General features: G+C 62.8%; 24 protein-coding genes and 1 tRNA gene. 8 read left to right on the forward strand and 17 right to left on the reverse strand.

Features of this window, described 5'->3' with window-relative positions; all coding sequences use genetic code 11:
* Positions 1 to 19 precede the first annotated feature (19 nt).
* From ACTU46_RS15445 to ssd, 7 genes are all read right to left on the reverse strand, one after another.
* Positions 20 to 337, reverse strand: coding sequence for an Rv3654c family TadE-like protein (locus tag ACTU46_RS15445; RefSeq protein ID WP_443383551.1), 318 nt, complete (start codon positions 335 to 337; stop codon positions 20 to 22).
* Between the two features lie 20 nt (positions 338 to 357).
* Positions 358 to 672 (reverse strand): hypothetical protein, encoded by a 315-nt coding sequence (locus ACTU46_RS15450; protein ID WP_443383554.1) that lies wholly within the window; start codon positions 670 to 672, stop codon positions 358 to 360.
* 42 nt (positions 673 to 714) lie between these two features.
* Positions 715 to 906 carry a DUF4244 domain-containing protein gene (locus ACTU46_RS15455; protein ID WP_443383624.1) on the reverse strand — a complete coding sequence of 64 codons (192 nt, stop codon included), beginning with the start codon at positions 904 to 906 and terminating at the stop codon, positions 715 to 717.
* A gap of 121 nt (positions 907 to 1,027) precedes the next feature.
* Positions 1,028 to 1,672 (reverse strand): type II secretion system F family protein, encoded by a 645-nt coding sequence (locus tag ACTU46_RS15460; protein ID WP_443383557.1) that lies wholly within the window; start codon positions 1,670 to 1,672, stop codon positions 1,028 to 1,030.
* A 23-nt stretch (positions 1,673 to 1,695) separates the two neighbouring features.
* Entirely contained in the window at positions 1,696 to 2,520 is an 825-nt protein-coding gene (locus tag ACTU46_RS15465; RefSeq protein ID WP_443383560.1) for a type II secretion system F family protein, read from the reverse strand.
* The gene (locus ACTU46_RS15470) at positions 2,517 to 3,656 is read right to left on the reverse strand and encodes a TadA family conjugal transfer-associated ATPase (protein WP_443383563.1); all 1,140 of its coding nucleotides are present in this window, start codon (positions 3,654 to 3,656) and stop codon (positions 2,517 to 2,519) included. Before ACTU46_RS15470 ends, ACTU46_RS15465 begins: the two co-directional genes overlap by 4 nt.
* Entirely contained in the window at positions 3,653 to 4,729 is a 1,077-nt protein-coding gene (gene ssd / locus ACTU46_RS15475) for a septum site-determining protein Ssd (protein ID WP_443383566.1), read from the reverse strand. Before ssd ends, ACTU46_RS15470 begins: the two co-directional genes overlap by 4 nt.
* 684 nt (positions 4,730 to 5,413) lie before the next feature.
* Between ssd and ACTU46_RS15480 the strand changes: the two genes are divergently transcribed.
* Entirely contained in the window at positions 5,414 to 6,238 is an 825-nt protein-coding gene (locus ACTU46_RS15480; RefSeq protein WP_443383569.1) for an HAD family hydrolase, read from the forward strand.
* Positions 6,239 to 6,254: 16 nt separating this feature from the next.
* Here ACTU46_RS15480 and ACTU46_RS15485 read toward each other — a convergent pair whose 3' ends face one another.
* Positions 6,255 to 6,959 carry a hypothetical protein gene (locus ACTU46_RS15485; RefSeq protein ID WP_443383572.1) on the reverse strand — a complete coding sequence of 235 codons (705 nt, stop codon included), beginning with the start codon at positions 6,957 to 6,959 and terminating at the stop codon, positions 6,255 to 6,257.
* Positions 6,960 to 7,093: 134 nt separating this feature from the next.
* On the opposite strand from ACTU46_RS15485, the gene ACTU46_RS15490 reads away from it, so the two are divergent.
* Complete coding sequence (locus ACTU46_RS15490) at positions 7,094 to 7,600, forward strand: phage holin family protein (RefSeq protein WP_443383575.1); 507 nt, start codon at positions 7,094 to 7,096, stop codon at positions 7,598 to 7,600.
* A gap of 123 nt (positions 7,601 to 7,723) precedes the next feature.
* Positions 7,724 to 8,740 (forward strand): alpha/beta fold hydrolase, encoded by a 1,017-nt coding sequence (locus ACTU46_RS15495; protein ID WP_443383578.1) that lies wholly within the window; start codon positions 7,724 to 7,726, stop codon positions 8,738 to 8,740.
* 91 nt (positions 8,741 to 8,831) lie between these two features.
* On the opposite strand, the gene ACTU46_RS15500 is transcribed toward ACTU46_RS15495, so the two are convergent.
* Genes ACTU46_RS15500 through nth form a run of 4 tightly spaced genes read right to left on the reverse strand, consistent with a single transcriptional unit; the run spans position 8,832 to position 12,272 of the window.
* Complete coding sequence (locus ACTU46_RS15500) at positions 8,832 to 10,025, reverse strand: MarP family serine protease (RefSeq protein ID WP_443383581.1); 1,194 nt, start codon at positions 10,023 to 10,025, stop codon at positions 8,832 to 8,834.
* A 41-nt stretch (positions 10,026 to 10,066) separates the two neighbouring features.
* Positions 10,067 to 10,861: an NUDIX hydrolase gene (locus ACTU46_RS15505; protein WP_443383584.1), complete on the reverse strand. Its 795-nt coding sequence runs from the start codon at positions 10,859 to 10,861 to the stop codon at positions 10,067 to 10,069.
* Positions 10,858 to 11,466: a TlpA family protein disulfide reductase gene (locus tag ACTU46_RS15510; RefSeq protein WP_443383587.1), complete on the reverse strand. Its 609-nt coding sequence runs from the start codon at positions 11,464 to 11,466 to the stop codon at positions 10,858 to 10,860. Before ACTU46_RS15510 ends, ACTU46_RS15505 begins: the two co-directional genes overlap by 4 nt.
* Complete coding sequence (gene nth / locus ACTU46_RS15515) at positions 11,466 to 12,272, reverse strand: endonuclease III (protein ID WP_443383590.1); 807 nt, start codon at positions 12,270 to 12,272, stop codon at positions 11,466 to 11,468. The genes ACTU46_RS15510 and nth overlap by 1 nt, the downstream gene beginning before the upstream one ends.
* Positions 12,273 to 12,419: 147 nt before the next feature.
* Here nth and ACTU46_RS15520 point away from each other — a divergent pair, with 147 nt between their 5' ends.
* Entirely contained in the window at positions 12,420 to 12,548 is a 129-nt protein-coding gene (locus ACTU46_RS15520; protein ID WP_443383593.1) for a hypothetical protein, read from the forward strand.
* Between the two features lie 240 nt (positions 12,549 to 12,788).
* Positions 12,789 to 13,472 carry a CRP-like cAMP-activated global transcriptional regulator GlxR gene (gene glxR / locus ACTU46_RS15525; protein WP_443383596.1) on the forward strand — a complete coding sequence of 228 codons (684 nt, stop codon included), beginning with the start codon at positions 12,789 to 12,791 and terminating at the stop codon, positions 13,470 to 13,472.
* A 121-nt stretch (positions 13,473 to 13,593) separates the two neighbouring features.
* On the opposite strand, the gene ACTU46_RS15530 is transcribed toward glxR, so the two are convergent.
* The 4 genes from ACTU46_RS15530 to ACTU46_RS15545 form a co-directional block, all read right to left on the reverse strand.
* The gene (locus ACTU46_RS15530) at positions 13,594 to 14,409 is read right to left on the reverse strand and encodes an MBL fold metallo-hydrolase (RefSeq protein ID WP_443383599.1); all 816 of its coding nucleotides are present in this window, start codon (positions 14,407 to 14,409) and stop codon (positions 13,594 to 13,596) included.
* A 96-nt stretch (positions 14,410 to 14,505) separates the two neighbouring features.
* Complete coding sequence (locus ACTU46_RS15535; RefSeq protein ID WP_443383602.1) at positions 14,506 to 14,967, reverse strand: RidA family protein; 462 nt, start codon at positions 14,965 to 14,967, stop codon at positions 14,506 to 14,508.
* The gene (locus ACTU46_RS15540) at positions 14,967 to 15,122 is read right to left on the reverse strand and encodes a hypothetical protein (protein ID WP_443383604.1); all 156 of its coding nucleotides are present in this window, start codon (positions 15,120 to 15,122) and stop codon (positions 14,967 to 14,969) included. The genes ACTU46_RS15535 and ACTU46_RS15540 overlap by 1 nt, the downstream gene beginning before the upstream one ends.
* A 126-nt stretch (positions 15,123 to 15,248) precedes the next feature.
* Entirely contained in the window at positions 15,249 to 15,608 is a 360-nt protein-coding gene (locus ACTU46_RS15545) for a WhiB family transcriptional regulator (RefSeq protein WP_443383607.1), read from the reverse strand.
* Positions 15,609 to 15,769: 161 nt separating this feature from the next.
* Between ACTU46_RS15545 and ACTU46_RS15550 the strand changes: the two genes are divergently transcribed.
* A complete protein-coding gene (locus ACTU46_RS15550; RefSeq protein WP_443383610.1) occupies positions 15,770 to 18,040 on the forward strand; it encodes a transglycosylase domain-containing protein in 2,271 nt (756 codons plus the stop codon).
* A gap of 63 nt (positions 18,041 to 18,103) precedes the next feature.
* Here the strand turns inward: ACTU46_RS15550 and ACTU46_RS15555 are convergent, their stop codons facing one another.
* The gene (locus tag ACTU46_RS15555; RefSeq protein ID WP_443383613.1) at positions 18,104 to 18,571 is read right to left on the reverse strand and encodes a GatB/YqeY domain-containing protein; all 468 of its coding nucleotides are present in this window, start codon (positions 18,569 to 18,571) and stop codon (positions 18,104 to 18,106) included.
* Positions 18,572 to 18,606: 35 nt separating this feature from the next.
* Between ACTU46_RS15555 and ACTU46_RS15560 the strand changes: the two genes are divergently transcribed.
* Both ACTU46_RS15560 and ACTU46_RS15565 read left to right on the forward strand, forming a co-directional pair.
* On the forward strand, positions 18,607 to 19,527 hold the full coding sequence (locus tag ACTU46_RS15560; RefSeq protein WP_443383615.1) for a metallophosphoesterase: 921 nt from the start codon (positions 18,607 to 18,609) through the stop codon (positions 19,525 to 19,527).
* 76 nt (positions 19,528 to 19,603) lie between these two features.
* Positions 19,604 to 19,680 (forward strand) — tRNA-Pro (locus tag ACTU46_RS15565).
* Positions 19,681 to 19,800 lie beyond the last annotated feature (120 nt).

Raw genomic sequence — 19,800 nt, forward strand, 5'->3', positions numbered from 1 at the left:
CTGGGGCTGCGCAGTTATTCTAGATCCGTCCGGCTCGTGCGGTGGCTGTTCTTCGCTGTACCGCCACCTCGGTGATGACATCACCTCCTCGGGTTGTACAGGAGATCAGTGCTCCGGAATTGAGCGCAGCGGTCGAAGCCGCCACTGCACAGCCCTCTTGCCCCTGGGCCTGTGCTTCGGCGCCGGACACTGCCGCCAGATCTGCAGCTAATTGCGCCCGGTGTCCGGCAATCACCTGCCCACTGCCAGCTGCCACCACCATTCCCAGGCTGATCAACACCACGATGATTGCGGTGGCCGCCACCGTGGCATAGCCACTTTCATCCCGCCATAGCATCCGAGCTCGGCCTCCCCGGATCATGGTGTTTCCCTGGGGAAGACTGCGGTGGCGCTCATGGTTCCGAAGACCGCAGGGATATCTGCGGTGGCGGTGACCAGTCCGCCTTCCGTGTGGACTGAAATGCTGCCCCGGGATGGTTGATAATCCACTCCGATGGCATGGGAGCGGGCTGCGGCGCCAGCGCTGTCGATAGCCGCGACCTGGGCCGCGAGGGTAGCGATCCCGCCGATCATTCCGGCGCAGACGATCACCAGACTACTCAGCGCGAGTGCAGCTTCAATGGTCACCGACCCCTGCTGATCCATGATCTGATCTGACAGTTTTCTGAGCATCTGTCTCCCCTGGCTCCGCATCCTCATTGGTTTTCCGGTTGGCTAAGGGGTGCTGGTCAGGGCGTCGGTGATGATGGATTCAATCGCATCGACCACCCCACCGCCATTGATGACGGTGTAGAGCACTGCCGCCAAGGCTGCCGCTGCCAAGGAGCCCATCGCGTATTCAATGGTTGACATTCCGGCATCATTATCAAGGTTTCGTCTGGTACGGAGGCAGAGTTCGCCAAGAATGGCTGACTTGCGAGAGTTCTGGACGAGGTTGATCTGCTTCTGGTTCTGGTTGGACATATTATTTCTCCTGTTCAGATGATGTTTCAGTGTTTTTCGAAGGGTGCAGGAATGAGTGGCTGAGTTAGGGGTTGAGGATCTGGGTACCCAGGCCGATCACCACCGGTGCCAGCCCCAGGACAATGAAGCCCGGTAGGAAACAGATCGCCAGCGGCAGAGCGATGAACACTCCGGCGCGTTCCGCTGCGGCGTTGGCGGTCTCGGCGGCCTCACTGCGTAGTGATGCCGCGATGCGTTCACAGCCGGCGGCAACGGCCGCACCAGACCGCTGAGACATCCGCGCCAGGCCAGCCAGCTCCGAGAGTCCATCGATCTCCGCCATCGGGCTCCAGGCTCGGACGGGATCCACCCCCACGGTGAGCAAGGCCGCCACTGACTGCCATTGCCCCCTGGTGGTGTCCCCGGCCGCCGCGGCGACGGCGCCTGCGGCCTGCCCGGTGGACAGGCCAGCACTGACACAGGCGGCAAAGAGGCTGATGTCAGCAGCCACCGCCAGCCGATTACCCTGGGATTGCCGTTGTGCTTCATGAACCCGGGTGCGGATCGATTCCGGCAGCCAGGCCGCGATGCCGCCAGATATTTCGGCAGGTCCATCGCGGGGATGTTTGGGGCCCCGCCAATTACCGGAGGTCCGCTGCAGTGGCGCCGAGGGAGCCAGATAAAACGCGGCAGCCAGCAGGATCAGGGCAAAGGGTGATAAAGCGTCCAAGAAGTCAGAACTAGCTAGCGGGCTCACTTCGCTGCCCCCTCAATGATCTGACGGGTCCAGAGGAAACCGCTGCAGCTTAACCCCACTCCGGCGACCAATAGCATGCCGCCGAGACCACCACCGAAGAGCAGCCCCAGCGGATCCGCTCCCATGGTGCTCCCCATTCCCACTCCTGCCAGCGGCAGCAGGGTCAACACCACCGCAGTAGCTTGTGGTCCCTGCAGCGAGGAGGTCGTCGCGGCCCGATGTCTGGTTCTGATGTCCAGGCGGTTTTGGGCCTCCTGGATCAGGGGTGCCAGTGGCACTCCGTGGTGTTCGGCGGTGTGCCACATCTGCGCCAGTTCCGCGAGTTCCGGAACCGTCGCTCGGGCGTCGAGAAGCACTGCTGGGCCGGATCCGCCGGCAAGGGTGCGGGCGGCGGTGACCTCTACCGCGGTGCGCAACTCCCGTGGGGCGTGTTCCGGAATGGTTTCAGCCGCAGCTGAAATCGCCTGTGGGATACCCGATCCAGCGCGTAGCTCACCGAGCAGGTGCCCGAGGAAGACCCCGGTGGCTGCAGTACGCCGGAGGCGGCGTTTGGTGGCCCGCACTCCCCGGAGGGCCCCGGCGAGGGTAGCCACGACAATTCCGGTGGCCACCGCCACACTGAACTCACCGAGCAGGAAGAACATCAACACGGCGGCGGCGAGGGTGGCACTGAAATGGGCGGTTATTGAACGTGCCTGGGAAGCCCCCGGGGCCAGCTCACTGCCCAGCCGGGACAGCACACCGTGTGCACCCTGGATTCTGGCGACCGGCCCACGGCCGGGAAACGCCAATCCGAACGCCAGCAGGATGTAGGTGTTCATAGCCCCACCTGCCTGCGAAAATCCCCAAGTCCCGGAGCATCTCCACCATCAACATCCCAAATCACGGTGGCAGTCACCGGATTTCCCTGCAGAATCCCCAGCTGATGAAGCTTCCTTCCGGAAGCACTTCGACGCATCGCCAGCACCACCTTCACCGCCGCCGAGAGCTGGGAGTGCAGTGCTGGCCCATCAAGTCCACCCAGGGCTGCCAAGGCCTCCATCCGCGCCGGGATTTCGGATAACGAGTTGGCGTGGACCGTCCCTGCCCCACCATCATGACCGGTGTTCAGCGCCGCGAGAAGATCCACCACTTCTCCGCCCCGGATCTCTCCCACCACAATCCGATCGGGACGCATCCGCAGTGCTTGCCGGAGCAGGTCTGCGAGGCTGATCTCACCGCTGCCCTCGATATTGCTGCTTCGGGCAACCAGGGAGACCACGTGCGGATGCGGTGGTTGCAGCTCTGCGGTGTCCTCGATACACAGAATCCTCTCGTCTTCCGGAATCTCGGCCAATAATGCTGAGAGCAGCGTGGTTTTCCCGGAACCGGTGCCACCCACTACTAGGAAGGACAGTTTCGCTCGCACCATGGCGCGCAGCAGCTGAGCCATCTCTCGGTCCAGTGTCCCGAATTGGACAAGTTGATCCAGGGTGGTCACGGCCTGCCGCAGGATACGGAGACTGAGACAGGTTCCACCTTCCGCCGGCGGACTGAGCAGTGCATGCACCCTGATCTGGCTACCGTCAGAGCGGTGCAGCCGTCCATTGGCGAAGGGCTGCGCATCATCAAGTCTGGCCCCACAAGCCACCGTCAGGCGGGCAGCCAGTCGACGAACCTCCGCATCCGATTCGAAGCGGATCTCAGAGCGCTCCATGCCCCGGCCGCGATCAAACCAGATCTGCTCCGGACCATTGACCACAATGTCGGTGACCCCCTCAACGAGAAGCAGTTGTTCCAGCCTCCCGACACCGGTGGAGTCATGCCGCAATTTCCGCAGTAGCTCCAGCACATCCACATCGCTGATGGCCCCCGCTTCCTCCCGGACGAGTCTGGCTGTCTCGGCGGCATCCACCCCGATTGATTCCGAGACCATCCGACGCTGGACCTTTTCCAGAAGTTCATCAACCCGGCTCATCGGGGAACCCGCTCCCCGGAGTGGAGTTCAGCTTCTGCGAGTACCGCTGCTGCGGCGAGCGAGAGTGCCCGGGGCAATGAGTCCGGCAGCCCCTGCATCTCAGTTTGTTTGGCTAACCGGGCCACGGTACCGAGTTCAGCGATGACCTCCGCCTTGGTTACCTTCTCCACCTCTGCGATGCCAAGTCCGGACCAACCACGGTGGCGCAGGATGAGCGACACCTCCACCTGTCGGGATCGCCAGCGGGCAATCTGCTGTGCCGCAGCCGCTACCGGCCGGACCTCCGCAGGCACCAGCAATAGCACCCGGTCACAGTGTTCAACCGCAGCCTCGGTCACCTCGCCGTGTCCCGGAAGATCAACAATGGTCAGCTTCGGCCCGCCCCGCAGGCTCTCCAGTGCGGAGATCAGCTCTGCGCCACTGAGGTGGTAGGGATCGACGATGGTGGATCGGGCTCCAGTGAGTACCGAGATCCCGTCACGGGATCTGGGCAGGGCAGCCTGGAGATCATCAACTGCGATTGCCCCTTCTCCAAAACTCAGGTCCTGCCAGCGGGCGCCACCCGCATCCTCCAATCCCAGCAGTAGATCTAGTCCGCCGGCTGCCGGGTCAGCATCGACCAGGACAACCTCACCCGCCCGGACTGCTTTGCGGGCCGTCGCCGCTGCCAGTGTGCTCGCCCCCGCCCCTCCGGCTGAGCCACTGATCCCGAGAACCCGGGAGGTGGCGTCTTCGGGACGTCTCTCCCGGCCCAGGGCACCCAGCAACTCCGCAGCTTGCGCGGGAATCACCAGCGCTCTATCTGCGTGGCATTCCAGGGCCAATTGCCAGTCCACCGGGCCGGGGTCCGCCGCCAGGAAATAGACCTTGGGACGCTGCGGGAGCTCGCTGAGGGTGGTGGCTGTGGCCGCATCGATAAGTACGGCATCCACCCGCCGATAATGGCGGGCGATCTCTGCGGGTTTGACGGTGTCAATGATCCTACGGCCGGTGGCGGCGGCGATGTGGGTTGCCTCCGGATGCAGCACCGGATCGGTAACCGCAACCAGGATGGTGGCTTGTACTGGGCTCATGCCCCTCACCAAACCCGCCGCTGGACAGCGGCACAAGGGCGCTACCCGCAGGCTGTGGACAACCCCCAATCATGCTGACATGTCAACTCCATTTTGTGGATAACCAGCTCCGCCACCCGGCCAATTCCCCCTAACACATGCCATCCTTGAAATATGCCAAGTTCCGGCACGTCAACGCCCCAGAACACTTCAAGAATCCGGGGCGCTCAACTAAAAACAGGAGACCTTGCTGCGCACGGAGTGAGAAATTAAGGGACGGTCCGCGCCTCGGGGGGGGTGTGCGCGGACCGTCTACCCGGCCTCGGGGGGCGAGCCGGGGCAGGCCACACTGTATATCGGGGCCTTGCACTAGGCATTATTGCATACCACGCAAACCATGACAACACTTCCCGAGGATAAATTCGCACTTATATTCGAAATCGAAATGGTCACCCTCGCACGAGTCACACCTATAACCATCTCTCCGATTTTCACCCACTCTGAGCAGGCGTGATAATCCCATGAAACAAACTCATCCGAGTGGGCGATATCCCCCCTGAGAGCACCACCGAAACGTATTACCGCCACACCGCCCGGCAGAGATGGAAACTGATGCAGACGAAGCCCGCGAGAGTCAACCTCTCCAGTCACGTTTTTCACAGCAGCCACTATGCTCACGGGCTTCGCAGCATTAGACTGGCCAGCGTGATCCCCCAGGAAGAACCCACGGCATTCTCTGGCCCGCGCCGGGTCGCAGCCTTCTTTGACCTGGACAAAACCGTTATCGCCACCTCCTCTGCCCATGCCTTCGGCAAGGAGTTCATGCATAACGGGCTGATCTCCCCCTCCGAGGCTTTCGAGCTCTCCATGATCAAGGCCACCTACATGTTCTCCGGCCAATCCAGTTCCCAGATGGATTCTTCCCGGGATCAGCTGGCCGCGATGGTCACCGGCTGGGATGTTGAACAGGTCAAGGAGATCGCCGCCGAGGCACTGCACCATGTGGTTACCCCGACCATCTATGCCGAGGCCCGGGAGCTGATCGAGAAGCACCGCGCCGCCGGCCACGATGTCATCATCATCTCGGCCTCAGCCACCATGCTCGTCGAGCTGATCGCTGCTGAACTCGGCGTCGAGCAGGTCGTCGCCACGGAGATGGAGACCGCAGGCGGCAAATTCACCGGCGAGATCTCCTTCTATTGCAAGGGCCCGGCCAAGTCAGCGGCTATGCGCCGCTTGGCCGAGGAGAACCATTATGACCTCGAGGCCAGCTACGCCTACTCCGATTCCGCCACCGATATTCCGATGCTCGAGGTCGTGGGTAATCCGACTGCAGTGAACCCGGACCGGCAGATGAAGAAGAAGGCGCTGAAGAACGGCTGGGACATCCTCTCCTTCCGTAACCCGGTCCCCCTCTTCCAACCGCCGTCTGCCCTGGAGTTGACCATCGGCTCCAGTGTCGTCGCCGCTGCCGCCGCCACCCTGGGCGGCTTATTGTGGGCTATGCGCACCCGCCGCGGCACCGCTTAAAAGCACCGCATAACACTCAGGCTGCCTGGGCGATCGCTTCTGCCTCGGCGGCCCCGGCTTCCCAGGCCCGAAACATCAGTTCGAGGAACACCGCCACTCCCTCCGGCCCGGACCCGAATCCCGCCAGCGCTTGTTCATAGGTCTTCCGGTGCCGGTTGAGATAGGTTTCCGGCACCGCCAATCCCCGTGGGTCGAATCCCGAGTGCACCGCCGCCAGCCGTCCAGCGGCTCGGGCTACCACCCCGCTGCGTGGCCCGAAGACCCCGGCTGAAGCAATTTCCCCGTGCACGATCTGCGGCAGCAGTCCATCGTGAGCACCGCCGACGATGACCTTGGCCAAAGTCTGCAGCCGGGCGGACGCCACCGCAGAAACCGGGATACCGGTGCCACCGGCCAGCACATCCATCCGGGCGAGTACCTGCAGGGGCGCACGTCCGAAGGTCCGGGCGGTTCGCTCCACCATCGACGGGGCGAGCAGGCTGTAGCAGCTGATGGCTCCTCCCAGCGCGCCGGTGGGCTCGCTGCCGAGGTCTACCTCGTGGCCGTCGATAAGCGCGCTGAGTCGGGCGCCGCGGAGCACGGACTCAGATCCGGTGACCTCTGGGCGGCGTAAACTTACCGGTCGGCGGTGGACGGTGGCGATCGCGGCACGAGCTCGGTCATGGAGTTCTGCAACTTCTCCGAGGTTCAGCAGTGGGCGAAGCGGGTCTACATCGGTCATATCAACTAGGGTAGTGCTCAGGAAACCAACAACTAATACGGTCATCAGGCACGCAACCACCGGTAATCCGTGGCACCATTGGAGACACTGCTCCTCAGCGTTTCACCTGTCGACCTTCTGGAGGAAAGAGCATCGTGAGCAATCAGAATGGCCTATATACCAACGGCACCGAGGATTTCTCCGCAAAGGTGAATTCGATCCCGCTGAGCGACGTGGACACCCACGCCGCGGGTCAGGGATCTATTGGCAACCTGATCAGTGATGCCACCGCGCAGATGTCCAGCCTCTTCCGCGCGGAACTTGAGCTGGCCAAGACTGAGCTGGCCGGGGAGGCCAAGAAGGGCGCCATCGGTGGCGGTCTCTTCGGCGTCGCTGGCGTCATTGCGCTCTACAGCTCCTTCTTCTTTTTCTTCTTCGTCGCTGCGCTGCTCTCGGTGTGGTTGGAGCCGTGGGCTGCCTTCCTGATCGTCTTCCTGGCGATGATCGTCATCGCCGCTGGCCTGGCCCTCTTCGGTTACCAGAAGGTCAAGAAGATCGGGGCACCGAAGAAGACGATTGACTCAGTCAATGAGCTCAAGAACCTGGTTCCTGGCAAGGCCACCAAGAAGCTTGAGGCCAAGAACCGGGGCATGTACAGCTAGGCACAGCCCCCACTCCCGCCGCTGACCTGCATTCAGGCGGTCTATCGGCACCACCCATCCCGGAGGTTCGCGCCGGAGCCGCCGACCACGGGATGGTTTTTCAATGCTCCGAGGAGGATTCCGGTGACCTCAGCCCAATCGCGCGCCACCGACGGTGGCCCACAGTCCGCAGGGCCCCAGCCGTCTAATTCCGGGGAACCGGTGCCTGATGCAAATGGCGAGTTTTCCCCCTCCGTCATTGCGCTGGAGGGTCCTTTCAACCATGAGCTGGTGCACACCAGGGGCATCCGGCTGCATGCCGTCACCGCTGGCGATCCGGAGAATCCCCTGATCGTCCTGGTGCACGGTTCCTTCGGCGGCTGGTTCGATTTCCGGGAGGTCATCGCCCCGCTGGCGGCAGCCGGCTATCACGTCGCAGCAGTGGATGTCCGTGGCTACGGAATGTCCGATAAGCCGCCCACTAGTTATGGCTATGACCTGCGCAATGCGGCCGGTGATCTCTCCGGGCTGATCCGGGCGCTGGGTCATGGTTCGGCGATCGTCATCGGTAATGACACCGGTGGCTCGGTGGCCTGGGTCCTGGCCGCGAATCACCCGGAGCGGGTCCGCGCGCTGGTTGCGGTGGCGGCCGCGCACCCCACCGATCTACGCCGCAGTGTGTCCAGCCGCCCCTGGCTCTTCCATCGGCTGATTATCCGAGGCTTGCTGTACCGTCTCCCTTCCGGAATCTCCGCCCACCTGATGCGCTTCCAGAAGGCCACCTACCGCCGCCAACTGCAGGTCAACACCACCACTGAGTTTCAGCGCAGCCCCGCCTTCCGGGAACAGTTGGAGCTGCGTCAGCTGGCCGCCCGGATCAGCAATACCGGGCCGGCCATCGTGCACAACAACCGACTGCTGCTCAGTGTGGTGCCGTTGTCCTGGATCGGGCGGCAGGTCACCGTACCGACGCTGCTGATGTACCAGGAGCAGGGCGCCTGGCGGCATCTGTCCAACCGCGCCCGGCTGCGCGTCGCCAAAGGATCCCCGGTCGAGCAGGTTGCGGTCGAGGGCACCCGCAATCTCCCCCAGTTGGAGAACCCGGCGGGTTTTGTCGCTGCGGTCACCGATTTTCTGGCGCAGGAACTCCCGCGCCGCTGAACCTGCGACGGAACCCCGCGCACCATAGACCTCTTCGGGGTCGCGGGTATTTTGCTTAGCGACGCCGCGGGGCCCCACCATCACGGTGGGCTTAGCGCGCCACGCAGGACTCGGTGTCCACCGGCTCAGTCAGGCGGGTGACATCACCGAGCTGGCGCTGTACCTCAGCGGCGGTCAGGGCGTAGCCGGTGTCAGAGGAATCCACGGAAGCCCCGAAAACCACACCCAGGACATCACCCTCGGTGTTGGTCATCGGACCGCCGGAATTACCCTGCCGGATGGAGCCGCGGACCGTATAGGCCTCCCGCTCCACCCGACCGTTGGCGTAGATGTCCGGGCCGGCGATGGTGATCTGGTCCCGGATCCGGGCCGGTGCCGCTTCAAAGGGACTGGACTCCGGGAAACCCATGACCATGGCGTCATCGCCGGTGGCTGCCGGGGTCGTTGCCCAGGGCAGCACCGGTAGGTCGAGGCCGGGGCTGTGCAGCACCGCGATATCGACCTCAGGGTTGTAGTAGACCACCTCAGCCTCCCGCACCCCCAGGACAGTATCCAGCCGGATGGTCTCCGTACCGGCGACCACATGGGCGTTGGTGATCACATAATCCGACTCCGTGACAAACCCGGAGCCCATGAGCCGACGGCTGCACACCTGCGCATCACCGAGCACATGGATCACTGACGGGCGCAACGACTCCACCAGCTCATGATTGGCCACATTGATCCGCGGAGCCTCGACCTCCGGGGAGGAGTCAGTCTGGAAGGGTGAGCCGATCTGCGGGATCCCCGAGTCATTGAGCAAGGCCGAGATCTGTGTGGGCACCCGGTCGAACTGATTGGGAGTGGCACTGTCCACGAACCCCAGGACCACTGAATCGCGCATCCCCTCGCCGATGGCACCACCGACTCCGGTAGCCAACGGAATGGCCACCAACCAGGCAACGAAGAGTGTAACCACACCCTGGAAAATCGCACCGATGCCCGAGTCGATCTTCATGGAGGAACGGAAACGCATCCGGTCCCGCAGCGCGGAACCGAGCATACCGCCCACCAGATTGCCGATACCGATCAACAGGATGATCGTGCCCAGCGCCAACAGGACCCGCAACGCCGTGGAATCAGTCAGCTGCATCACCACCGGAGCCAGCGCGGCACCGCAGATCAAACCGGCGACCACGCCAACGGTGCTGAGGACAGATGAGAAGGCACCCGCCCGCCAACCGCTGATCAGTGCCACCACCACCGCAAGTATCAGGACTGCGTCGATGATCAGGCTGACGGTCACTTAAGTGCTCCAATTCGGGTTTTATGAAAGAATTTATTCACCTAAAAGGATCTTTCATTATTACGTGATGATGCCAGCGCCCGGCGTAGATCCACATTCGTGTCGTGGTCCCAGGGTTCCTCCCAGCCTGCGTGATGCAACACCGAGGACAAAAGCATGCCGGTGAAACCCCACACAATATAGTCATTGACGTGGAAGGCCGGGCCCCGCCAATCACCCCAGTGGACCATGAGCCGATTCGCCGGGTCAATCAGGTCGAAGATGGGAACCTGGAAGACCTCATCAGCTTCCTGGGGACTGACCACACCCACCCGGGAGGGTGAATGCCAGTGCCCGAGGATCGGATGGACCGGGTAACCGGAGGCCCGGATATGCACCTCATCCAGCTCCGCGACCGGAGTGAGGCTGTGCCGGTCCAGCCCGGTCTCTTCCCAGGCCTCCCGCAGCGCGCAGTCCACCGCATTGATATCGGTGGTATCCATCTGCCCGCCGGGAAAGGCAATCTGCCCGGAATGCGAGCGCATCCGCGGCGAACGGTGGGTCAGCAGAACCGCAGCATCATTGGGTAGCTCCACGGAGGTTTCCGTCCCGGAAAAAAGCATGAGCACGGCGGCGCGACGTTTGTCATCCGGAGCGGTGGAGCGCTCCAGGCCACCGGCCCGCAGGCTGGCATGGACACTCCCGGCGGCGATCCGGCGCAACAACCGGGACATCCATAGTGGGGCGACCTCTGGACTGAGCTCGATGTTCTGGCCCGGCTGATCCGCGATGAACTGCGGCTCAGGTGTCATGAGATCCGGCGGCACCGGTTCCGGATTCAGGGGTTCCATGCTCATACCAGGGCCTCCTCCACAGCATTCTCGAGTTGGGTGACAGATTCAAAGGGCTGGGGGAACATCGCCACCTGTTCACCGTTGACGATCACCACGGTGATCGGCACCACCCCGGGAAGCCCCAGGGTGCCAGCGAAGAGATTGTCACTGTCCTGGTAGGAGGCCAGCTCGACACCCAGGTCATCCAGCATGGCCGCACCATTGGCAGGGTTGGGGTCAGCATGCACGCCGATGACATGGTACTCCGGGTGTGCGGCAGCGAATTCATCGAAGATGGGCAGCTCATCACGGCAGGGGCCACACCACCAGGCCCAGAGATTGACCACCGAAGCCTCCGTGCCGGCGGGCTCACCCGCTGCCGGGGTGTCCCCGCTCTCCCCTCCCAGGCAGGGCAGGCTCACAGCACCAACACCGGTGGCAGCGCAGTCCGGACGCCCGGCGACCGGGCTGACACCTTCGGCCGACGGCCCCGCCCCCGCAGATGATTCGGTGCCCCCGACAGACCCAGAACCAGAGTTCACGCTGTTGAGCATCATCGGCACCGCCGCCAGGATCACCACGATCAGGATGATCGCGCCGACAATCGACCACTTCACACTATTGCTCATCACATACCCGCCATTTCCAGAAGGTGCTCTCGATTATCACCTTTGACCAGGGCCTCCGCCGCCGCTGGATCCGTCGGACCAGCCAGACCGAAGGAAGGACAGTCCGCCGCCAGGAAGCAGGCCCCACAGGCCGCCTTCCGGCTGTGGCAGACCCTTCGACCATGGAAAATCATCCGGTGGGAGAACATGGTCCACTCATTCTTTTCGATCAGCTCCGCGATAGCGAACTCAATCTTCACCGGGTCGGTCTCCTCGCTCAGTTTCAGGCGGTTGACCAGCCTGCTGAAATGAGTGTCCACCGTCAGTCCCGGAACCCCAAAGGCATTGCCCCGGACCACATGGGCGGTTTTACGGCCCACTCCGGGGAGGCTGACCAGGTCTGCCAGGCCGGAAGGGATCTCGCCGTCAAATTCCTCGACCAGCCGCTGCCCCATGCCGATGAGGTTGCGAGCCTTCGCCCGGTAGAAACCGGTGGGACGGATATACTCCTCCAGCTCGGCCTGCACGGCATCGGCGTAGTCTGCGGCACTGCGGTAACGCTCAAAGAGTGCCGGGGTGACCTGGTTGACCCGGACATCGGTGCACTGGGCGCTGAGCACGGTGGCCACAGTCAGTTCCAGGGGAGTACGGAAATCCAGCTCGCAGTGGGCATCCGGGTGCCCGAGTTCGAGGGTCCGGTTGATCCGCCGGGCCCGCCGCTTGCGGCCGATCTCCGTCTCGCGACCACTGGCCGCCAGATGGGAACCCACCTTCGGACGGTTGGCCGGGGTGGTCTGCCGGGTGATGGAGCCTGCTGGATGAGACATGCGTTCCACTTTAGCCAGCACCCTGGACATCTCAGAAGTAATGCGGGCAGCCGCTGGCACTTCATCCCACAGAACCAGGCCTCCCGCGAACATCACCACCCGATGGTTGACGTGGTCCGGCCACAACTGCTTGCTAAAGTGGTGTGCATGTCAGCATTTCTCGTCGTTCTCGTGCCTGTTGTTCTGGCGGTCTTTGCCATGCAGATGGAACGCCTCGAAGCGGTAGTTCTCCGACAGACTGACACTGAGATCAGCGAAGAAACTCCCGAGGGGTAAGCTATCAATTGTTACTTCTGAGCACCTGCAATAGCAGATTCAGTGTGATTAATTGGTCAGTTGAATGCGAAAGTGACCAATTCCACGGTACAGTGGTACCGAACACAGCTTGAAGTGCAGACGAGTTCCGGCTTCCACCTCAATAGTGCGCGATTCCATTGTGTGGTTGCGCCGAGGAAAAAGTACGAAAATTCCTGTTGGTCGGATACCGCCCTGCACACGTACCCCAAGGAGATGCACGTGGAAGGTGTACAGGAGATTTTGTCCCGCGCCGGGATTTTCCAGGGCGTGGACGCAGGTGCCGTTGAGAACCTGATCAGGGACATGGAGACTGTCCGTTTCCCACGTGGAACGACAATCTTCGAGGAAGGCGAGCCCGGTGACCGTCTCTACATCATCACCTCGGGCAAGGTGAAGCTTGCCCGCCATGCCCCGGATGGTCGCGAGAACCTACTGACGGTGATGGGCCCCTCCGACATGTTCGGTGAACTCTCCATCTTCGATCCCGGTCCGCGTACCTCTTCGGCGGTGTGTGTGACCGAGGTTCACGCCGCCACCATGAGTTCCGAGATGCTGCGGACCTGGGTGGGCAACCACCCGGAGATCGCCCAGCAGCTGCTGCGTGTGCTGGCACGTCGCTTGCGCCGCACCAACGCCTCGCTGGCCGACCTCATCTTCACTGATGTCCCCGGCCGCGTGGCTAAGACGCTGCTGCAGCTGGCGAACCGCTTCGGTACCCAGGAGGGTGGCGCGCTGCGCGTCAACCACGACCTCACCCAGGAGGAGATCGCCCAGCTGGTCGGCGCCTCCCGTGAGACCGTGAACAAGGCCCTGGCCACTTTCGCCCACCGCGGTTGGATCCGCCTGGAGGGCAAGTCCGTGCTCATCATCGATACTGAGCACTTGGCCAAGCGCGCCCGCTAAGCCCCTCGCGCTTATCGACGACCTCCACGGCGTCGATAAGCGTTTTTCCTGACCTGGGAACGAAGACACCGGGCCGGTCACCGCATTGCAGCGGCGACCGGCCCGGTGTGGGTTGGTGGAACTATTCCCCGTGGGCAGCCAGGTAACGCAGCGCCACCCGGGTCGACTGCTCGGCGGCACCGCGCAGGACCGGATCAACATCGTCATACATCAGGTTGATCAGCTCGGGCAGTTCCACATTTTTGCCACGCTCGGTCCAGACCTGACGGATCTGGTCGAGTCGGTGATTCCGGCGCTCAATGTACTTGCGGGCGAAAACAGCGAGATCATCACCATCTGGACCATGTCCGGGGAACAGCTTGATGCCCCTGCCCCGCTCCTCGAGCAATTCCAGGGAGGAGATATAGGCTCCCAGGTCGCCGTCGGTCTCAGAGATCATGGTGGTGTGACGGCCCGCGATGGTGTCACCGGTGACGATGCCCTCCAGGGTGGAGGTACCGGGCTCGCCGCTCCAGATGAAGAAGCTGACGCTGTCCGCGGTGTGACCCGGGGTGGCCACCACCTCGATCTGCGGGGTGACCCCCTCAAGGGTGATGATTTCACCGGGAACGAGCCGCTCCCCGCCGGCACAGTAGCTGGCATCGAAAGCCCGGACCGGGGCACCGGTGAGCTGACGGAACCGCTGCGCACCATCGGCGTGATCGTGGTGCCGATGGGTCAGCAGCACAAGACCGACCTCACGCGCCTTGGAATTCAGCACATTGAGATGCCCCTCATCCTCCGGACCGGGGTCAATGACAATACTTCGCTCGTCCTCCTGGGCGCGGATAACCCAGGAGTTAGTGCCTTCGAGAGCGGCGTACCCGGGATTAGGGCACAGGACTACTGATACGGACTCAGTCACCGGCCGAAGCTGGCTATAAGCGGGATGCTCCATGGCACCCACTCTAGCCGCCAAACCCGGTTCCGCAGAACTGAAAACCCGATGACTCCCCAGAATCACACACCCGCCCCATGTCCCGGGGAATCATAGTTAATCTGCGGCAATCTCGACGATCAACTCAACTTCGACCGGAGCATTGAGCGGCAGCTCAGCGACTCCGACCGCGGAACGAGCGTGGGCGCCGGCCTCGCCGAATACCTCAGCCATCAGGTTGGAGGCACCATTGACCACGCCGGGCTGACCGGAGAAGTCCTCGGCGGAGGCCACGAAGCCAACGATCTTGAGTACCCGGGTGACCTTGTCGATGCCGACCAGGGCGTCAATGGCGGCCAGGGCGTTGAGGGCGGCGGTGCGGGCCAGGTCCTGAGCCTGAACCTCATCAACCTCGGCACCGACCTTGCCGGTGGCAGGCAGCTGGCCGTCGACGAAGGGTAGCTGGCCGGAGGTCCAGACCTGGTTACCGGTTCGGATCGCCGGAACGTAGGCGGCGACGGGAGCCGCGACGGCCGGCAGGGTGATTCCCAATTCGCGTAGCTTTTCAGAGGTGCTCATTATTGGAGCTCGCGCTTCATGTAGGCGACCAGGTTCTCCGGGTTCGGCCCCGGGATGACGGAGACCAAATCCCAGCCATCCTCACCCCAGGTGTCGAGGATCTGTTTGGTGGCGTGCGACAGCAGAGGCACAGTGGCATATTCCCATTTAGTCATGGGCACCACATTACGTGGCCGTCAGCGGGCTTTCAGGAGCACCGGTCCGAGAACACCGGCAACCTCGGCAATAGTCACCGGTGGCAGACCTTATTCCGGCCACCCCCACGCAACTCAGCCGGGGCCTCAGATACCGCTGAGCTCCCCTCCGCCGGCCAGATAGCGGCCCCAATTATCAATCTCCGGGTTCTTCCGGAGCAGGGCACGGCGCTGACGCTCCGTCAGCCCACCCCACACCCCGAACTCCACCCGGTTATCCAGAGCATCCGCCCGGCACTGATCCATTACTGGGCAGTGCCGACAGATGACTGCAGCCTTGCGCTGCTCTGCCCCCCGGACAAATAGGGCATCTGGATCACCTTCACGACACTTGGCCTTGGTCACCCACTCGCCGCGCTCGGTGTTCCCCTCGGGCACCTCAATGCGGTTGTCCAATTCCGTCACGAGGGAATTGCGGTGGCGGTTCCCTTGCAATGACACTGTCATCATCAACCTCCTTCGTGTGGAAATTCGTGTAGGAAAAGTATCGAAAAATTACCTGAATGACTATGAGTGTATTCACAGAATTCACACCCTGTCGAGTAGGTCACACGAATAGGGGGATTCTTTAGTTCCCTCGCGTGAGGTCTTCTGCGTAGGGTAAAGGGGTGTCAGTCTCAAAGTCTTTCAGGAACGTGCTGGCCGCGACCCTCGCCGCTGCGGTCGTTGGTGCCCTCGCGCTAGCCCCGTTGGCCGGTGTCTCGGGTGTAGCGACCGCGCGGATCAACGAAACCATGCAGTCCAATCTGTCGGACATGGCCGGCGGTGAGACTCCCGGAGTCACCACTGTGACGGACGTCAACGGCGACCCGATGGCCTGGCTCTTCAACCAGCGTCGCCATCCGGTGGAGTCGGAGCAGATCTCGCAGACGGTGAAGGATGCCATCGTCGCCATCGAGGACCGACGCTTCTACGAGCATGAAGGAGTGGATCTGCAGGGCACCGCCCGCGCCATGGTGTCCAATGTCGTCGCCGGCGGCGTCACGCAGGGCGCCTCCACTCTCAATCAGCAGTACGTCAAGAACTATCTGCTGCTCGTGGATGCCGAGAGCGAGGAGGAACAGGCCGCCGCCATCGAGACCTCCGTGCCACGCAAGCTTCGCGAGATGCGGATGGCCTCGGATCTGGACAAGCTCCTGAGCAAAGAGGACATCCTCACCCGCTACCTGAATCTGGTGCCCTTCGGCAACGGGGCCTACGGCATCGAGGCGGCCTCCCGCACCTACTTCGGTATCCCCGCCGCAGAGCTGAACGTGGCCCAGGCCGCCATGCTCGCCGGCATCCCCCAGTCCTCCTCCTTATTGAACCCGTATACCAACGTCGAAGGTGTGACCGAAAGACGCAACACGGTGTTGCAGTCCATGGTCGACGCCGGATACCTCGACCAGGGTGCCGCCGATGAGTTTGCCCAGCAGCCGCTCGGGGTACTGGACTCCCCCGAGACCCTGCCCAATGGCTGTATCGGCGCGGGCAACCGCGGATTCTTCTGCGATTACGCCCTGACCTACCTCGATTCCAAGGGCATCCCCCGCGAGGAGCTGGCCCGCGGCGGGTACACCATCCAGACCACCCTGGACCCGGCAGTTCAGGAGCGCGCCCACGACTCTGTGACTGCACAGGTCAACCCCAATGCCCTGGGCGTGGCCAATGTGCTCAATGTCGTCGCACCCGGCGAGGATTCCCGCGACATCCTCGCGATGACCTCCTCCCGTGACTACGGACTCAACCTCGATGAGGGCGAGACCATGCTGCCGCAGCCCACCTCCCTGATCGGTAACGGCGCCGGCTCCATCTTCAAGATCTTCACCGCCGCCGTCGCCATCGAGCAGGGCATGGGCCTGGACACGGTACTCAATGTGCCCACCCGCTACGAAGCCAGGGGAATGGGCACCGGCGGTGCCGCCAACTGCCCGGCGAACACCTACTGTGTGGAAAACGCCGGGTCCTACCGCTCACAGATGACCCTGATGGACGCTTTGGCACACTCCCCCAACACCACCTTCGTCCAGATGATCGAGCAGGTCGGCGTGACCCCGGTGGTGGACATGTCCGTCAAGCTCGGACTGCGCAGCTATGAGTCCGCGGGCTCCTACAACGATGAGTACTCCATCGCCGAATACATGCGCGAAGCCAATCTCGGTTCCTACACTCTGGGCCCGACCGCGGTGAACCCGCTGGAGCTGTCCAATGTCGGCGCGACTCTCGCCTCCCATGGCACCTGGTGCGAACCCAATCCGGTCGCCTCGATCACCAACCCAGACGGCGAAGAGGTCTACCTGAAACGCCCCGAGTGCGAGCAGGTCCTCGAACCGAAGGTCGCCGATACCCTGACCATCGGCATGAGCCAGGATGCGATCGACGGCACCGCCTCGGCTTCCGCCCGTTCCAGTGGCTGGAGCGCACCGATCGCCGCGAAGACCGGCACCACCGAGTCCCACCAGTCCTCGGCCTTCCTGGGTTTCAACTCCAATATCGCTGCTGCACCGTATATCTACAATGACGGCACCACCACCATGTCGCTGTGCACCTCTCCGGTGCAACAGTGTGCCAGTGGTGGACTCTATGGTGGCTTGGAACCTGCCCGGACCTTCTTCAACATGGCCAACCAGCTTCCCAGTGCCACCTCCGGCACCTTGCCGCAGCGTTCCGCTGACATGGCGGGCGCCCCGGGAGAAGCCCCGGTTGGCGGCGGCGAAGCCGCTGTAGACCCCGGCAATGCCGCTCCGGCACCCACAAATGAGGGCGGGAGCAACCAGGAAACCTCACAGCGCAATCCGGCTCCGGCTCCGGCGCCCCAGCCAGCCCCGGCCCTTCCGAACGTGACCCAGGATGACATCGACGCCATCACCCGGGACCTGCGCAACGCCTTCGGGCTCTAAATACCCCGGAAACGGATAATCCCCTCGTTCACCTTGAACGAGGGGATTTTTCAATGGGCGGATCTAGCCTTGGAGTTGCTGCTTCACCTCAGTAGAGAGGCGCTTGCCATCAGCCTGGCCGGCGGCCTTCTCGGCGGCCAGCTTCATGACATTGCCCATCTGCTTGACGGCCACCGGCTCGCCACTCTCGGCGGCAACCTCGGCGATCGCGACCCGCACCAGCTCAGCGAGAGCGGCATCATCCAGCTGGGCCGGCTGGTAGGCGCCAAGGATCTCAGCCTCTGCCAACTCTACGTCGGCCAGCTCCTGGCGGTTGTTCTCGGCGTACACCTCAGCGGACTCGCGGCGCTTCTTGATCTCGCGGGCGATGACCTTCAACACCTCATCATCGGTGAGTTCATGCTTGGTTCCAGCGGTCTCCTCGGTCTGGATGGCAGCCAGGAGCATGCGGATAGTGCCGGTGCGCTCCTTCTCCCGGGCTTTCATGGAGGTCTTCAGGTCATCACGGATCTTGCTCTTCAGCTCGCTCATGTTTCACCACGTTACTCCGCAGGTAGGCTAAACGAGTGCACACTAAGACGAAGCGAATTCTGAATCTGTCCGCCGCCGTGCTGGGCCTGGGTGCGGCAAGTGGTGCCGCCCTGGCTGCCTGGGGTGTCCGCGAGTTGAACCGCTTCCAGCTCAAGGAGTTCACCGTACCGCTCTTGGAGCCGGGTACGCTGCGCGGCGAGCGGGAGTTCAGGATTCTCCACCTCTCGGATCTCCACATGATCCCCGGCCAGGACACCAAGAAGGCCTGGGTCTCCGCCCTCGATGCCCTGCACCCCGATCTGGTGATCAACACCGGCGATAATCTCTCGGATGAGCGTGCCGTGCCTCAGGTGCTCCGAGCCTTGGGCCCACTGCTTGACCGCCCCGGCCTGTTCGTATTCGGCACGAATGACTACTTCGCGCCGAGACTGTCCAACCCCTTCCTTTACCTGCTGGGGAAGAAGCGCAGGCCCCACCACGTCGAGCTGCCCTGGCAGGGCATGCGCGCAGCTTTCCTCGAGCGTGGCTGGCGCGATGCTAACCAGGCCCGCCATGAGTTCCAGGTCGGCCCGGTCCGCATCGCCGCCGCGGGAGTAGACGATCCCCACCACGATCTCGATGACTACTCCGAGATCGCCGGCGCGCCGAATGCGGATGCCGATCTGTCACTGGCGCTGCTGCACGCCCCCGAGCCGCGTGTGCTGGCTGAGTTCGCCGCCGACGGGTACCAGCTCTCCTTCTCCGGGCACACCCACGGCGGCCAGCTCTGTCTGCCAGGCGGGAAGGCGATCATCACCAACTCTGGGATCGACCGCGGGCGGGCGTCCGGGCTACACGACTTCGGGGAGATGAAGATGCACGTCTCCAACGGACTGGGCACCTCCAAGTTCGTGCCCTTCCGATTCTTCTGCCGCCCCTCCGCAACTCTGCTGCACATCACCGAACGCAGCTCTTAGGAACTTTCAGGAAAGCGCCTGCAAGCAGGCGTTTTGGTTGATGCCGAGAATGTCAGCTACAGTATTGCAAGTACCACGGGATATGGCGCAGCTTGGTAGCGCGCGTCGTTCGGGACGACGAGGTCGCAGGTTCGAATCCTGTTATCCCGACCAACTGACATCACCCCGGATCTGAGAAATCAGATCCGGGGTGATGTTTTTCATTCTCCTTGGGGACCGGGCTTAAGGGCTATAGAAAAAAGGGCCCCACCTGGGGTTTGACGTTTAGGTCTC

It is taken from the genome of Corynebacterium sp. A21 (assembly GCF_052266655.1).
In the GTDB taxonomy this organism is placed as follows: domain Bacteria; phylum Actinomycetota; class Actinomycetes; order Mycobacteriales; family Mycobacteriaceae; genus Corynebacterium.